The organism is Asaia sp. W19, assembly GCF_003994335.1.
GTDB lineage: Bacteria > Pseudomonadota > Alphaproteobacteria > Acetobacterales > Acetobacteraceae > Asaia.
The window spans coordinates 309,092-323,258 of sequence record NZ_PNQZ01000013.1 but is presented as its reverse complement, the minus strand read 5'-3'; the positions used below and the strand labels follow the sequence as shown (position 1 = coordinate 323,258).

Below are 14,167 nucleotides of genomic sequence, written 5' to 3'. Positions count from 1 at the left end.
GGACATTCGCAGAAAGCGATGAGAACTGAACGCTCATGATATGGGTCGGTTGCGCCACTCAGACAAGGAAAGACACATGAGCGACCAGGATACGCCAGTGGTTTCCCTCCTTGATCCAGGTCTGGCTCTGCCTACCAGTCTGACCTGTGCTGAGGTTCCTGAAGAGGATCGTGACGCACCCTGACAAGGGGCTGGTGGCCACGATGTCCCGGCGGAGGCGTTCACGCGGCGGTGCGCCCCCGGTCCGCCCCCGTCTGAAGGCAGCAATCGCCTCCGGTCCGAACAGATTCTCGGTCGCGCCGAGGCGGATCACATTCGGGTCATCGCTGAACAGGGCGTCGAGGCGCGGGACATCATTTTGTGCCAGTGCCTCTTCATATTCGTCCGATGCCAGAGTAAGGGCAGAGACGGTCTCGGGATATGCGGCAGAAGTCATGGGCGCCCTTATTTGCGAGAGTAATTCATAGACTTGCTGAGGGTGGCATGAGCGGCTTGGGATCTGGCGATCTGGCACGGTCGATGCGCGACATACGCATCATATTTTTTAGTCTCGGCCTTGGGGCCTTTGCAATTGGCACGGCTGAATTCGCCGCGATGAGCCTTGTACCAATGATTGCCCATAGTTTCGGTGTGACCGATCCGGAGGCGGGCCATGCCATCGTGCTCTATGCAGCCGGTGTGTGCGTGGGCGCTCCCACAATCGCGCTGTTCAGCGCGGGGATCAGCCGTCGTACCATGCTCATCAGCATGATGCTGCTCTACATGCTGGGCAATGGTATCAGCGCGATCGCGCCCAATTATCTCCTTTTCCTCGCGTGCCGTTTCATCAGTGGCCTGCCGCATGGCGCCTATTTTGGCATAGCCGGTATTCTGGCTTCCTCGCTGGTGCCCCCGAACAAGCGCTCCCAGGCTGTGGGGCGTGTGATTCTGGGTTTGACCATTGCCACGATCGGGGGGGTGCCCCTGGCGAATGGGATCGGGCAGATTGTCGGGTGGCGCTGGGCCTTCGCGCTGATCTCCTTCCTGGCCCTGTGCACGGCGCTGCTCCTGATGGCTTTTGCCCCCCGCGATACGCCGCGCAAGGACGCCAGCATTCTCAATGAGTTCACAGCGCTCAAGCTCAAGCAGGTCTGGCTGACCCTCGCCATTGGCGCGGTGGGATTTGGCAGTGTGTTCTGTGTTTATACCTATCTGGCCTCGATCATGATTCATGTGACCGAAGTGCCCGAATCCTATGTTCCGATCATGCTGGCTGTGTTTGGTATCGGCATGACCATCGGCACACTGGTTTGTGCCTGGCTCGCTGATCACAAGATGATGCCCACGCTTGCAGGGGTGCTGCTCATGGGAGCGGCGTCCATGGCGGGCTTTCCCGAGGCGGCCCATAAATTCATCCCGCTGGCCATCAATGTCTTCATGATCGGCGCGAGTGGCGGTTTGGCGACAGTGGTTCAGGCGCGCCTGCTTACCGTTGCGGTCGGAGCAGAAGGCCTGGCGGCGGCGCTGAACCAGAGTGCGTTCAACATCGCCAATGCCGTCGGCCCCTGGCTTGGGGGGCTCGCGATCTCGGCAGGGCTCGGCTGGACGTCGGTGGGGTGGGTCGGCCTTGCCCTCTCACTGGGAGGTTTTGGCATCTATGTGCTGAGCATCGCCGATGAGTTCAAATCGAAGAAGAACAACATACCCAGAGTTTGAAAAAGGGGGCTTCGGCCCCCTTTTTTGTGATCATGGTGCTCGGCCTGACAGGTTCCGGGTGCGGGAGGGCGCAAGAAGGACGAGCTCGTGCCAGGCCATTCCGCAGGGAAAATTCAGCGGCAGTGCGACGGGGAAACGGACGCACCGGAGCGATCCTGCGTCTGTCAGTCCCACCCCGGGGTCAGTCGCCTTTTAGTCTCGCCCCTGCCAATCGCCCCCTGCCAATCATCCCCCTGCCGCTCTCGCTTCTTATCGGCGCATCATGTCCTGCAAATCAGCTGCGGGTGGGGTCGACAAGATCGAAGAAGGGCTGGAGATCGACAGTGAAAAAACGAGGATAGGCCGGATCGCGCTCGAAAAGCGGATGGCCCGCCCAGCGTTTTTGCATGATCTGGCCTTCCTGGAAGAACCGTGCCTCATGTTCGGGCACATCGTCAGAGCCGCGTGTCAGGCTTTCGTGATGCCAGGCCACGGCCTCGGCGCAATAGATGATCCTGTGCCCTGCATCCCTGATCCGGAGACAGAGATCGACATCGTTATAGGCGATCTTGAGCTCGATCTCGTCGAAGCCACCGACTGACTCGAACACCTCCCGACGCACGAGCATGCAGGCTGCGGTGACGGCGGTCACTTCATGGCTGAGCAGGATCCGCCCGATATAGCCGTAATCCTCGGGACCGCATCCGCGATGGGCGTGGGCACCGACACCGGCGGGTCCCACGACCACGCTCGCATGCTGAATGGTCTGGTTGGGGTAGAGCAGCCGCGCGCCGACCGCGCCGACCTGCGGATCGGCGAGGGCCTCGTTGACCATCAGCCGCAGCCAGTTTTTCTCTTCCACGAAGACATCATTGTTGAGAAAAAGCAGGAAATCGGCGGAGCAGCCATGAGCGGCCAGATTGTTGAGCCGCGAGTAATTGAACGGCTCCTCGATGGTCAGAAAGCGCAGTTTCTCGTGTGCGCCGAACCTTTCCATGAAAGCATGGGCCTCCGGCGTGACCGACCAGTTATCGATCAGCACGATCTCATAATTGTCATAGGCGGTGCGTTCGAGAAGGGTTTCGATGCAGCGCTGTGTGATATCGATCTGGTCCTTGAACGGAATGATGATCGACACTTTCGGGGAAGCGCTGAGGCGCCAATCCACGCGATACAGGGTGAGCCCATTGATGGAGGAAACAGCGGCCTCATAGCCACACCGATCCAGATGATCCGAAACGGCTTTCACCCCCGCCGCGATGGCATAGTTCTTGTTGCCGACGGTCACAGCCGTCGAATTGGGAGTCATGCGCCAGTGGTATAGCAGTTCCGCAACATGGCCGATCCGGTCATGGGGAATGATCTCGCAGGCGCGCAGGATGAAATCATGATCCTGAGCGCCATCATACTCTGCCCGGAGTGGGCCGATCTTTCGCATGGTCTCGGTTTCGACCATGGTGAGATGGCAGACATAGTTGCAGCCCAGCAGATAGCGATAGTTGAAATCGGGCTTGAAGTTGGGGGATTGCCAATTATTGGCCTGATCGACCTTGTCTTCGTCCGAATAGAGTAGGAGGGCGTTTGTCTCCAGCGCCTTGCGCATCATCGTCTCGATTGCGACATCCACGAGCATGTCGTCATGGTCGAAAAACACCGTGTACAGGCCTGTGGCGGCGTCCATACCCGCATTGGTAGCGCCTGAAATGCCCAGATTCTTCTCGAGAGGCAGAACGCGGATGCGTGCATCACGGGCGGCATATTCCTGCATCAGTGCAGTGGTCTGCGGGCAGACCAACCCGTCATCGATCAGAATCAGCTCCCAGTTGTGCCAGGTCTGACGCAGTACGGACTCGATGGCCGTCACGTAATCAGCCTTGAGAGGCTTGTAGGTCGGGCACAGGATACTAACGAGCGGCTCCGTCCCCAGGGGGGCCTTCACGCGCAGTAGCGCGGTGCGTTCGCGCAGGGCCGTGTAATAGAGCAGGGCCCAGCGATCGTAATTGCCGAGATTATACCCGGCGCGCGGGATCGCATTGCGTATTTCGGTGCGCAGCTTTGTCAGTTCACGATGCAGCTTGTCGATGGTCTCGGCGATATCGAGCAGGCGTGTTTCAAGCGCGTCATCAGCAATCGAGGTGGTGAAGGGGCTGCCCATCAACTCCTCGCTCTCGGGCAGGATCTTGACCGAGAAGCTGCGCGGAGAAGACCCTCTGAAGCGCTGCGGGATGGGAATGTCGAAACCGCAATTGGGGTTGCAGCCCACAGCCGCTGCTACATCGCCGCGATAGCGATCGGCCCGTACCTGTGCCACCAGAACGCCATTGGCGGTCACGGAGACAATGCAATCGCCTCGCCATTCGCTCTCCCCCGGCATCTTCTGGAGAACCCAGCCTTTCAGAGCGCCCTGTTTGACCCCGTCGACACAGCTCGTATATTCCGGTCGCGCATCTATTTTGAAGCTTTGGGACGTGCGGGCGTTTTCTCCGTTCTGCTCGGCAATCGGCAGGATCGTCCGGTCCGGCAGGCGTATCGACAGTTCATGCGCCACGCCATCCATAAAGCGAACCGGAATGGTGAAGCTGAATCCGAGGCGATCATGGGGGGTCTTCAGTGCGGTCTGAACGTCTGATCGGGACTGGTCCGCGAGGATCTGGGCGATTTCCTGGCCGTCTATCAGGACGTGCAGGCGCACCGGTTGATAGGGATCCAGACGGTTGACTGCCCAGCCGATCAGTATTTCTTTATGAATACCGTCGCAATAGCCCAAAAACGGGCTGTTTCCCTGGGAGCTCGTCATGAAAAAAATCCCGATACAAGAAAAACTATGTCGAAAACCCAATTTATACTGGATTGGGAGTAGCGAAACGCAGGGTCTGATATGCGTCGCCGGTGAGAACCGTACGCGCGGAGAAGTCTCATTCTGACCTCGCCCCGCATTCGTGTGGTCATGATGCAGCGTGACGAGGGCGCCATGCTGATGGCATGGCTCTCCTATTATGGCCAGATTTTCGGTTTTGGAAATCTTGTCATCTTCGACAACGGATCGACTGATCCGCTGACCCTGCATCTGCTCGATCAGGCCGCGCGTTGTGGCGCCACGATCAGACGCGACCACAAACTGCCCGATGACTTTCACGGCAAGGGGCGTCATTTTGCCCGTGAGATCAGGCAATGGGACCGCCTCCACAATTACGACTTTGCGTTGCCGGTCGATTGCGACGAGTTTCTGGTGGTTGCGGATGAGGAGGGGATTTCGACCAGTTCGGCAAAGATACACGCCGAATTTGCCCGGTTGCACGGGGAGAAAAGCGCGTTCCGGATCGGCGGGTCCTTCTTCAATGTCCCGGGCAAGCCGGGCTGGTTTGCCTTCGAGCCCGAATTCATCAAGGGCTTCGTGGCGGCGCGGACCGTAGGCGTGGTCGATAACGGGCAGCATAATCCCGCCTCGCGCGTGGCGCCCGGCTATGTATTGACACGCTTTGTCTATCTTCATTGGCATAATCACGATTATGCAGAGATGCGTGGGCGTGCTCGGGTGAAGCTGAGCAATTCTCTGGTTGACCCCGATGATCGGGCAGCGCTGATGCGCTACGCGATCACGCCCAATCTGCCCGGTCGTCATCTCGTGAGTGTTCTACTCGAGGACGAAGCGCATTATCGCGACCGCTATAATGGCATGCTGCATCTCTATCTGCCCTGGGCAGGTTCGCCCTCCGCCCTCCCGGTTCACGTCGAGAACGGGCCTTCACTTCTGGCGGATGGCCGGGTTTCCAGGCAGTGGTCCGGGCAGCGATACCTGGAGATGAATGGCGATGTCGCGGGGTGGCCACCGGGGGCGCTCATGCATTTTCTGGTTCATGGCTGGGCAGAAGGGCGTCAATTCTGAGAGTGTCATGAAATATTCACAGGCTGGCGGCGGCGAGGCTTGTTGTCTCGCACGGGCTGGAAAGCTACACGACAAACTGGCACAGGATGCCTGACCACCCTGATCCCTCCTCGTTTGAGCCAGGACGCAACGACCGTATGACTAGTGCTGCCGCTTCGCGGACCCAGCCTGCACCGATCCAGGAAGCCCGCAAAACTCCCTTCTGGAAGGGTGACCGGCTGTTTCGTCTGCTCGTGGGGGCGTGCGCCCTGCTCGTTCTGGTGTCGCTGGGCGGTCTGGTTCTGACCATGGCGTTCGGCGGCAGCAAGGCCTTCGGTGCGTTCGGCCCGGGGTTCGTGTTCAGCAATGTCTGGAATCCTGTCACCAACGAATATGGCGCTCTGGCACCGGTGTTCGGTACGATTGGCTCGACGCTGATTGCCATTGCCATCGGTGTGCCGCTTGCATTCGGGGCCGCCTTCTGGCTGACCAACATTGCGCCACCCATGGTGGCCGGGGTGGTGGGGACAGCGGTGCAGCTTCTGGCCGCAGTGCCCTCGATCATTTTTGGTATGTGGGGCTTCTTCGTGGTCGTGCCTTTCATGGCGCAGCATGTTCAGCCCTTTTTCCGGCATCATTTCGGTCATGTGCCCGGTGTGCGCTGGCTCGTTCATGGCGCGCCCTTCGGATACGGCCTGCTTACGGGCGGTCTCGTTCTGGCTGTCATGATCACTCCGTTCGTCACCGCAGTCATGCGTGATGTGTTTGCTGTCATGCCGCCCATGCTCAAGGAGAGCGCCTATGGGTTGGGTGCGACGCGCTGGGAGGTCATGCGTCGCGTGATCGTGCCCTGGTCGCGCGCTGGCATGATTGGCGGTGTGGTGCTGGGCATGGGCCGTGCCCTGGGCGAGACTATGGCTGTTACCTTCGTGATCGGTAATGCCAATACCATCGGCTGGTCGCTTTTCGCCCCGCGCAACACGGTGGCCTCGCTCGTGGCGCTGGAATTCCCCGAGAGTGCCGCTGGCAGTCTCAAGCTGTCCTCCCTGCTGGCTCTGGGCTTCATTCTCATGCTTCTGTCCTTCACAACGCTGGCCATTGCGCGCTGGCTGCTGAGGGAGAAACGCGCATGAGCAAGTCGATGGGACAGGGCTGGCGCAAGGACCCGCGCGCTACGCAGCGCCTCTTGATGGACCGCCTTGCGACCGGGATGAGCCTGACGGCTACGGCTATCCTGGTCCTCGCGCTCGCCTCAATCCTCTGGACACTGCTCTGGAACGGGCTTGCAGGGCTGTCGCTCGCTGCGTTGCTGCATCCCATGGGACCGCCCGGCAGCAATGGTGGTCTGGCCAACGCCATTCTGGGTAGTCTTATTCAGACCGCGGTGGCCCTTCTGATCGCCACCCCGGTCGGATTGGGATGCGGTATCTATCTGTCCGAATTTGGTACCGGATCGAAATTTGCCACTGCCGTGCGTTTCGTGTCGGACGTGCTGCTTTCGGCACCCTCCATTCTGATTGGTCTTTTTGTCTATCTGGTTCTGGTGGCGCCCTTCGGGCACTTCTCCGGCTTTGCGGGTTCTGTGGCTCTCGCCATTCTGGCAGTCCCCATTATCGTTCGAACCACCGAGGACATGCTGCGTCTGGTGCCTGTCGCGATGCGTGAGGCGGGTTCGGCGCTCGGCGCCGCCCATTGGCGCGTCGTGCTGTTCCTGTGCCTGCGCTCGGCAGCGCCGGGCGTACTCACTGGCATCCTGCTCGCCCTGGCGCGCGTGAGTGGTGAGACGGCACCCTTGCTGTTCACCTCGCTCGGGAACCAGAACTGGTCTTTCAGTCTCGATAAACCCATGGCAAGCCTGCCTATCGCCATCTATCAATATGCAGGCGCCTCCTATGATGACTGGGTGCGTCTGGCCTGGACCGGTGCATTGCTGGTCACGCTTGGCGTTCTCGGTATCAATATCATCGTGCGGTTCGGCTTCCGCAGCAAACAGTCATAAGCAAGAGGACGACACGCTCATGAGCGAAGCCCTGCAGGATCTTTCCGCATCATCGTCGGCCCAGGGGGCCGCACAGCCTGCGACACCCGAGGCCGCTCTGGCCGTGCGCGAGCTCGATTTCTATTACGGTGAGAAGCAGGCGCTGAAATCCATCACCATGGATTTTCGCAAGCAGAACGTGACGGCCATGATCGGGCCTTCGGGCTGCGGCAAGTCGACCCTGCTGCGTATCTTCAACCGCATGTACGACCTCTATCCGGGTCAGCGCGCCACGGGATCGGTACTGTTCGATGGGGCCGATATCCTCGACCCGGCGCTGGATCTGAACATGCTGCGCTCGCGCATCGGCATGGTGTTCCAGAAGCCCACGCCGTTTCCCATGTCGATTTACGACAACATCGCTTTCGGCGTGCGCCTGCACGAAAAGCTGTCGCGCGCCGAGATGGATGCGCGCGTCGAGGACGTGCTGACCCGTGTGGCACTCTGGAAGGAAGTGCGCGATCGCTTGAAGGAGCCCGCTGCGGGCATGTCGGGCGGTCAGCAGCAGCGTCTGTGCATCGCGCGCAGCATCGCGACCAAGCCAGAGGTGCTTCTGCTCGATGAGCCGACTTCGGCTCTCGATCCGATCTCGACGGCACGCATCGAGGAACTGCTCGACGAGCTCAAGCAGGATTTCACCATTGCGATCGTGACGCATAACATGCAGCAGGCGGCGCGCTGCGCGGATCAGGTGGCGTTTTTCTATCTTGGCTCCCTGATCGAAATGGATAGTGCTGACCGGATGTTCACCAATCCGCGTCAGAAGCAGACTCAGGATTACATCACCGGGCGTTTCGGTTAAGTTTTCCCCAAGCGGGTAGGGACAAGGTATCATGCCAGCGGACAGCCTTCACACCGTCAAGAGCTACGAGCAGGAACTCGATCGTATGCGCGCCATGATGGCGCGTATGGGCGGGATCGTTGAAAGTCAGGTAGCCCAGGCGGTCGCCGCAGTAACCGAACATGACGAGGATGCCGCTCAGGCCGCACCGGCACAGGACCCGCAGGTCGATCTGCTGGAACGCGATGTCGAGGCGCTGGCCATTCGTCTCCTTGCCTTGCGCAGCCCCATGGCGGGCGATCTGCGTGAGATCGTGGCGGCACTCAAGATCACGGGTGATCTGGAGCGTATCGGCGATTATGCGGCGTCTATCGCCCGGCGCAGCCAGCGTTTCGATCTGGTTGATCGTCAGATCTCGCTCTCCGGGCTGCGCAGCATGGGGCGCCTGGTGCAGGAAAATCTGCGCCGCGTGATCGACGCCGTGACCCAGCAGGATTCCGATCGCGCGACCGAAGTCTGGCAGGCAGATCGCGAGGTCGACGAGTATTACACGGCCATGTTCCGTGAGCTCGTGACCTATATGATGGAAGACCCGCGCAACATAAGCCCGTGCACCCATCTGCTGTTCATCGCAAAGAACTTCGAACGCATCGGCGATCACACGACCAACATCGCCGAGCGCGTCTATTACGCCGTGACGGGCGAGAACCTGCCTGCGGTACGCCCGCGTGGCGGTCTGGCCGCAGGGGATGATGTGGTCTCACGATGAGTGGTTCGCTGGTGAAGATAGTCGTCGTAGAGGACGATCCCTCGCTGCAGCTGATGATCCGTTATAACCTCGACAAGCTCGGTTATGACGTCTCGGCCTTTCCCGAAGCCGAGCAGGCCTGGGAGTTCATCTCCCGCGCCCGCCCCGACGCGATCGTGCTCGACTGGATGCTGCCCGGCATGTCGGGCATCGATCTGTGCAGGCGCATCAGGGGAACGTCGACTCTCCACGATCTGCCAGTGCTGATGCTCACGGCGCGTGCCGACGAGCAGGATAGTATCCGTGGTCTCGATAGCGGAGCCGATGACTATATCGCCAAGCCCTGCAGTATCGAGGCGCTCGATGCCCGGCTGCGCGCCTTGCTCCGTCGCACTCAGCCGGTCAAGCAGAACGTGCTGAACTTCGCTGATCTTCAACTCGACCTGCAGACCCACCGCGCCGAGCGCAATGGGCGGGCCCTGACTCTCGGTCCGACCGAATTCCGGCTGCTCGAGTTTCTGATGCGTCATCCGAGACGAGTTTTTTCGCGTGAGGATCTGCTTCAGAAGGTCTGGGGTTCGAATGTCCATGTCGAGCTGCGTACGATCGATGTGCATATCCGTCGTTTGCGTCGGGCACTCAATCTGGACGACGAACTGGATTATGTGCGGACTGTCCGTTCTGCCGGTTATGCGCTTGACGATCAGGCCTGAGGAAACGCGCCTCTGACTCTTTTTCTCGCCACCCTCCTTTGTCTCTCCCTGGTCGGGTGGTTCATCTCGTGGCGATACTGGCTCGGCAGGGCACGTCTCGATCGGCATTCGGTTCTGCCCGCTGCTCCGAGACCGCATGAATCGCCGGCCGCGCCTGCCTTTTGCGAGTTGCTGCCGATACCGGCGGTCCTGCTCGATGGTGGCGGGCGTATCTTCCATGCCAACCGTGTGGCGCATTCGATATTCGGCGATGCGCTAGGGGCTGTCATTCGCCACCCGGCTGTGCAGTCGGTGCTCTCCACACTGACGCCCGAAACCGGTGTCGTGACCCGTGTGGAGCTGGATGTGCCGGTGCGCCGCATCGTTCAGGTGACGTTCCGCCAGTGGCCTGAACGCTTTGCGAGCGCCATCGGATGGCATGAGGGCGTTCTGGCTGTCCTGGAAGATTGCTCTGAATTCGAAGTCGTGGACCGCATGCGCGCCGATTTCGTGGCCTATGCGAGTCACGAATTACGGACGCCTCTGGCATCGCTCATCGGGTTCATTGAGACCCTTCAGGGACCAGCGTCAGATGATCCTGCTGCCCAGCAGCAATTTCTGGCCATCATGGCAGCGCAGGCGGCGCGTATGGAACGCCTTATCGAGCGTCTGCTTTATCTGTCGCGTGTTCAGCGTCTTGAGCACATGCGCCCGCACGACATGGTCGCGGCACAGGACCTGATGGACCGTCTTCTGGAAGATAGTCAGATCCTGATACGCGCCTCGGAAGCACGGCTGATCCTCATGCCGACCGAGGAGGATCTGTTCTTTCCGGCCGATGAGGACCAGATCGTGCAGGTGCTGCTCAATCTGGTCGAAAATGCTCTCAAATATGGTGGACCGGATGTGGAAATCCGCGTTGGAATCGTGCCCGAGAATGGCAAGGGCGTCGAGATTTCGGTGTCGGATAATGGGCGCGGCGTCGACAGTCAGCACGTTCCCCGACTGACCGAGCGCTTCTATCGTGTAGAGGGGCGCGCGACCGCTGCCCAATCGGGCACGGGGCTGGGGCTTGCCATCGTCAAGCATATCGTTGACAGGCATGGCGGTAGGCTGCGCATCGAGAGCGCCCCTGGCAAAGGGATGACCTGCCGCATCTGGCTGCCCAAAACCAGCTAGGGACCGCGGTCTCGGAAAGCGCATCTGTTGGGGGGAAGGAACGGCCTGCTTCTCCGTCAAACAAGCAGTCCACGGGGATGGGGCAGAGAGTCAGGCCAGGGAAGCCGGGCGAAACTCCGCCCGGACTGATAAAAGCGTACTCAGAACCAGCCGCGCGGATTGCGCATGGGTGCTTCATCGACGAGGGCAATGACGGGGCGAATCACGCGGATGAGCCACCAGACAAAGAGCAGGCCGAACAGGGCATAGCCGACAATGACGAAGCAGAGCACGCCCGAGATTGCCGCGCCGAGAAGACCCAGCCAGAACGTGCGGATGGCATAGATGAAATGGCTCTCATAGATCGTGCCCTGCGCCTCACCACGCTTCATATAGGCCACGATCACACCGGGAATACTGGTGATGCCGCAGAAGAAGGAGGCGATGAACAGGATATGGACGATCCATGCCCAGCGTCGTGAGCGCTCCGCGCGCGGAGAGGTCGGCCAGGCCTGTGTGAAACCGGATTGCATGGGCGATTTCAGTCCTTTTACTGTGCTGTGCTAGAATTCAGGTCGGGTCGCGTCGGGCAGGATATCCCGATGCAGGTTCATGTCGATAAAGAAAAATGATCGGTGCCATGATTTCGATTTCGCGCCCTGTGCTGTTTCTGGGTCTCGCTGCCTCGCTCTCCCTCTCCTGCGCGCAGGCGCAGAGCGTCACGGGAGCCGGTTCCAGCTTTGCAGCCCCGCTCTACGAAAGCTGGGGCACGCTCGCGCGTGACAAGGCCGGAATCAGCGTCAACTACCAAAGTGTCGGCTCAGGGGCCGGGCTCAATCAGGTCGTGGCAGGTACTGTCGATTTCGGAGCCTCTGACAAGCCTGCGTCCAAGGCGCTGCTGGAAGAGCACAAGCTTCTGCAGTTTCCGACCGCGCTCGGAGCTATTGTGGTGATCGTCAATGTCCCCGATGTGCCTCCGGGGGTGCTTCATCTCGACGGTCCTACGCTGGCAGCGCTTTATGACGGACGCATCACTGAATGGAACGATCCGCGCATTCAGGCGCAAAATCCGGGGCTCAAACTGCCTGACGCCGATGTGGCCCCCATTCACCGCGCCGACGCGTCAGGGACGAGTTTCGTATTCACCTCCTACCTGTCGCATGTCTCGCCGGAATGGAGAGCGAAAATCGGTGCGGGCACTTCGGTTGCCTGGACAGAGGGGGCAGGCGCACGAGGCAATGACGGGGTGGCGGCCAGCGTGCATGAGACGATCGGCGGCATAGGATATGTCGAATATGCCTATGCCAGCCACAATCATATCCCCATGGCGCAGCTCAGGAGCCATGACGGCGCCTATGTGGCAGCGACCCCGGCCAGTTTTGCAGCCACGGCTGCGCAGGCCGACTGGCAGCACGCACAGGGGCATGTGGTCGATTTGCTCGATAGCGCGGGCGCGAATGCCTGGCCGATCATGAGCGCAACCTATGCCATCGTCCCCAGTCAGACCCGTCCTAAGGTCAAACGTTTTTTCGAACTGGGGCTGAGAGAAGGGAATGAGGAGGCAAAACGTCTCGACTATATTCCGGTCCCGGAGGCGGTGCGCGAGGATTGCCTGGCTGGATGGGCCCATTAGGATAGAACGAGTTGAGGGGGGCGTCACGCCTGCGCCTCTTTGAGGGCGCGTAGCGTCGATAATTGCGAATAGTTCCCGACCGCTCCGGTAGCAAAGTCTTGATAGGGTGTGGCATTTTCAACCGCGTCGGGCTGTCTATTCTGGCTTTTCCTCCCGAGGCCGATACGCCAATTCTGGTCTTGGGCAAAACAAAGACCGCGCGGGATAGAGCCTATGCCTTTGCCTTCATTCCTTTTCGTCTGCACAGGCAATATCTGCCGTTCTCCCCTGGCAGAGGCCGCCATGCGGGCTGAGGCGGCCAAGCGCGGCCTGACGCTCGATATCGATTCCGCCGCGACCGGTGTCTGGCATGTGGGCGAGGCACCGGATCTGAGGGCGCGCCGCGTGGCCAAACGTCATGGTCTGGACATTGATTCCTACGTGGCCCGTCAGGTGCAGGAAGATGATTTCAGCCGCTTTGACCATATCATCGCCCTCGATTCCGGCCATATGAGAGCCTTGCGCCGCCTCGCACCTAAGGCGGAACAGGAGCGCATACGTCTTCTGCTCGATTACGTGCCTGAGCGCGTGGGTGAGGAGATTTCCGATCCCTTCTACGGCAAGGATATTGATTTCGAGACGGCGTGGCAGGAGATTGCGCTGGGCTGCGCGCATCTGGCCAGCTTCACGCTCGATTCCTGAGCATGACGCGGCTTGAGACGGCCGCGAGGCTGATCGGCGAAGCGGGGTCTTTCGAAGCCTCCCCCTTGGGTGGGGGAGATTTGTCCGAGATATGGCAGCTCCGTTTTGATGATGAGCGCTCGGTTGTGGTCAAGCTGGGTGCGCACTCGCCGGTTGAGGCGGGCATGCTTGAGGCTCTTCGGCAATCAGGCGCGCGAACACCGCAGGTGCTGGCGGTGCAGGCAGATCTGCTCGTTCTGGAATATGTGACGCCCCGCAGGCTCGACGCGCAGGGCTGGCGGGTGCTTGGGCAAAGCCTGGCGCGTCTGCATCAGGCCCCACAGCCGTCCCGTTATGGCTGGGATCAGGATTACGCTTTCGGTCCGATGGCGCTGCGCAACGGCTGGACCGCCGATTGGCGCCTGTTCTGGGCAGAGCATCGCCTGCGTTCATGTCTGGATTTCCTGCCAAGGGAACTGGCTGCGCGCGTGAACCATCTTGCGGGTACGCTCGATCGTTTCCTGCCCCAGACACCCCGTCCCGCCCTGCTACATGGTGACCTTTGGGGAGGGAACGTCCTCATCTCCTCTGCATCCTCTGGACAGGAGGAGGCCGTCCTGATCGATCCGGCCTGTGTCATCGGAGATGCGAGTGCCGATTTCGCCATGCTGACCCTGTTTTCGGCGCCTCCTGCGGGGTTCTGGCGGAGTTACGGCCCCCTCCCTGAGGGATATGAGCGCGCCATTGACGTGTATCGCCTGTCCCCGGCGCTGGTGCATTACCGGCTCTTCGGAGCGTCTTATCTCGGTATGGTCACAGCCCTTCTGGATGCGCTTGAACTCTAGGCAAGGCCCGCGATCAGGCCCGCCTCGGCACCGCGCCTTCATCGGCTGGGGCGCTGGACGTGTCAAAAGAGCG

The 14,167-nt window shown here is 60.4% G+C and carries 14 protein-coding genes; 11 read left to right on the top strand and 3 right to left on the bottom strand.

Annotated elements, in window-relative coordinates:
- Positions 1-58 precede the first annotated feature (58 nt).
- Entirely contained in the window at positions 59-436 is a 378-nt protein-coding gene (locus C0V97_RS03070; RefSeq protein WP_127100548.1) for an AtzH-like domain-containing protein, read from the bottom strand.
- Positions 437-483: 47 nt separating this feature from the next.
- Between C0V97_RS03070 and C0V97_RS03065 the strand changes: the two genes are divergently transcribed.
- The gene (locus C0V97_RS03065) at positions 484-1,695 is read left to right on the top strand and encodes an MFS transporter (RefSeq protein WP_127100546.1); all 1,212 of its coding nucleotides are present in this window, start codon (positions 484-486) and stop codon (positions 1,693-1,695) included.
- A gap of 274 nt (positions 1,696-1,969) precedes the next feature.
- Here C0V97_RS03065 and C0V97_RS03060 read toward each other — a convergent pair whose 3' ends face one another.
- Complete coding sequence (locus C0V97_RS03060) at positions 1,970-4,471, bottom strand: glycosyltransferase family 2 protein (RefSeq protein WP_127100544.1); 2,502 nt, start codon at positions 4,469-4,471, stop codon at positions 1,970-1,972.
- Between the two features lie 150 nt (positions 4,472-4,621).
- On the opposite strand from C0V97_RS03060, the gene C0V97_RS03055 reads away from it, so the two are divergent.
- From C0V97_RS03055 to C0V97_RS03025, 7 genes are all read left to right on the top strand, one after another.
- Entirely contained in the window at positions 4,622-5,560 is a 939-nt protein-coding gene (locus C0V97_RS03055; protein WP_127100542.1) for a glycosyltransferase family 2 protein, read from the top strand.
- 137 nt (positions 5,561-5,697) lie between these two features.
- The gene (gene pstC, locus C0V97_RS03050; RefSeq protein ID WP_127100540.1) at positions 5,698-6,672 is read left to right on the top strand and encodes a phosphate ABC transporter permease subunit PstC; all 975 of its coding nucleotides are present in this window, start codon (positions 5,698-5,700) and stop codon (positions 6,670-6,672) included.
- Positions 6,669-7,538 (top strand): phosphate ABC transporter permease PstA, encoded by an 870-nt coding sequence (gene pstA, locus C0V97_RS03045; RefSeq protein WP_127100538.1) that lies wholly within the window; start codon positions 6,669-6,671, stop codon positions 7,536-7,538. Before pstC ends, pstA begins: the two co-directional genes overlap by 4 nt.
- A gap of 19 nt (positions 7,539-7,557) precedes the next feature.
- Positions 7,558-8,379, top strand: a complete 822-nt coding sequence (gene pstB / locus C0V97_RS03040; RefSeq protein ID WP_127100536.1) for a phosphate ABC transporter ATP-binding protein PstB — start codon at positions 7,558-7,560, stop codon at positions 8,377-8,379.
- Between the two features lie 31 nt (positions 8,380-8,410).
- Positions 8,411-9,127: a phosphate signaling complex protein PhoU gene (gene phoU, locus C0V97_RS03035; protein WP_127100534.1), complete on the top strand. Its 717-nt coding sequence runs from the start codon at positions 8,411-8,413 to the stop codon at positions 9,125-9,127.
- The gene (gene phoB / locus C0V97_RS03030) at positions 9,124-9,819 is read left to right on the top strand and encodes a phosphate regulon transcriptional regulator PhoB (protein ID WP_127100532.1); all 696 of its coding nucleotides are present in this window, start codon (positions 9,124-9,126) and stop codon (positions 9,817-9,819) included. Before phoU ends, phoB begins: the two co-directional genes overlap by 4 nt.
- A gap of 168 nt (positions 9,820-9,987) precedes the next feature.
- The gene (locus C0V97_RS03025) at positions 9,988-10,977 is read left to right on the top strand and encodes a cell wall metabolism sensor histidine kinase WalK (protein ID WP_233581931.1); all 990 of its coding nucleotides are present in this window, start codon (positions 9,988-9,990) and stop codon (positions 10,975-10,977) included.
- Positions 10,978-11,117: 140 nt separating this feature from the next.
- Here C0V97_RS03025 and C0V97_RS03020 read toward each other — a convergent pair whose 3' ends face one another.
- Positions 11,118-11,489: a DUF4870 domain-containing protein gene (locus C0V97_RS03020; protein WP_127100528.1), complete on the bottom strand. Its 372-nt coding sequence runs from the start codon at positions 11,487-11,489 to the stop codon at positions 11,118-11,120.
- Positions 11,490-11,596: 107 nt separating this feature from the next.
- Here C0V97_RS03020 and pstS point away from each other — a divergent pair, with 107 nt between their 5' ends.
- The 3 genes from pstS to C0V97_RS03005 all read left to right on the top strand — a co-directional run bounded on the left by pstS (position 11,597) and on the right by C0V97_RS03005 (position 14,094).
- The gene (gene pstS, locus C0V97_RS03015; RefSeq protein ID WP_233581930.1) at positions 11,597-12,589 is read left to right on the top strand and encodes a phosphate ABC transporter substrate-binding protein PstS; all 993 of its coding nucleotides are present in this window, start codon (positions 11,597-11,599) and stop codon (positions 12,587-12,589) included.
- A gap of 213 nt (positions 12,590-12,802) precedes the next feature.
- Positions 12,803-13,270: a low molecular weight protein-tyrosine-phosphatase gene (locus tag C0V97_RS03010; RefSeq protein ID WP_127100524.1), complete on the top strand. Its 468-nt coding sequence runs from the start codon at positions 12,803-12,805 to the stop codon at positions 13,268-13,270.
- A 2-nt stretch (positions 13,271-13,272) separates the two neighbouring features.
- On the top strand, positions 13,273-14,094 hold the full coding sequence (locus C0V97_RS03005) for a fructosamine kinase family protein (protein WP_127100522.1): 822 nt from the start codon (positions 13,273-13,275) through the stop codon (positions 14,092-14,094).
- Positions 14,095-14,167 lie beyond the last annotated feature (73 nt).